The sequence below is a fragment of the Photorhabdus heterorhabditis genome (assembly GCF_018448905.1).
Classification (GTDB): Bacteria; Pseudomonadota; Gammaproteobacteria; order Enterobacterales; family Enterobacteriaceae; genus Photorhabdus; species Photorhabdus heterorhabditis.
Map to the genome: position 1 here is coordinate 1 of NZ_RCWA01000197.1, position 326 is coordinate 326.

Annotated in this window: 1 protein-coding gene; it reads right to left on the reverse strand. The window is 59.2% G+C overall.

Annotated elements, in window-relative coordinates; all coding sequences use genetic code 11:
• The coding region (locus EAE89_RS24545; protein ID WP_214086698.1) for a hypothetical protein at positions 1-326 on the reverse strand (326 nt) is incomplete at both ends.

The window sequence follows — 326 nt, forward strand, 5'->3', positions numbered from 1 at the left end:
GCCCGGGTGACGGCGTGATTCAGTTGTAAATCATGAGCCTGTATCGTCAGGGCGCCGTTGGTGAGCAACTGGCCCTGATGGCCCAGCCAGTGTCGGGTGTTCAGTGAAAGCGCGCCCTGACCGGCCAGTTGCACCGTCCCCTGGGTGTTATCGGCCTGATGCGCGGTGAGATGCAGGTCCTCGCCCTGACTGGCAATAATGCCCTGACGGTTATTAAGCCGGTCAGTGGTGAGGGTCAATGTCCCCTGATTGAACACGGTCCCCTCCTGGTTATTCAGGGTGCGGGTATGGAGCGTCAGTTCACCGCTGCCGGTCTGGTTAATTTT